General features: G+C 66.2%; 1 pseudogene. It reads right to left on the bottom strand.

Annotated elements, in window-relative coordinates:
- Window positions 1-41: 41 nt before the first annotated feature.
- Window positions 42-399 (bottom strand): annotated as a pseudogene (locus PMES_RS16400) (DUF3486 family protein); the annotation flags it as partial.

Here is a 399-nt window from a genome sequence, read left to right as displayed (position 1 = left end):
TGCCTGCTGATACGGCAGAAAGGTGACGGCCGGCGATATCATCAGCTGAAGCCCATGATCGCGCGGGCACGGGCGGCGGCGGCCGTGTCGATATCGCCGGAGGCCACGGCGGCATCGAGCTTGGCAGATTGCACCTGGCGCTCTTCGGCGGCGATCTTGTCGCGCAGCTCGGTGGAGCGGATCAAGTTGTTGAGCGCGGTCGTCAGGTCCTTCATGCCGCGTGGATCGATATCCCCGCTCGCCAGCGTCATCTGCATGCGGAACTGCAAAGTGGTCAGCTGCTGGAAGAGCGCGCGGGTGACATCGATCTCCTCGGACAGCGAGGCCTCGGCGAGGAAGGCGCGGATCTCGTCCTGCGCCTGCTCCTGCGCCCGCGCGTAGTCCCGGAAGTCCGATCCG

Origin of the sequence: Profundibacterium mesophilum KAUST100406-0324, from assembly GCF_009835145.1 — a bacterium.
GTDB lineage: Bacteria > Pseudomonadota > Alphaproteobacteria > Rhodobacterales > Rhodobacteraceae > Profundibacterium > Profundibacterium mesophilum.
Note: the sequence above shows the minus strand (reverse complement) of the source record. Positions and strands in the feature narration are given on the sequence as shown.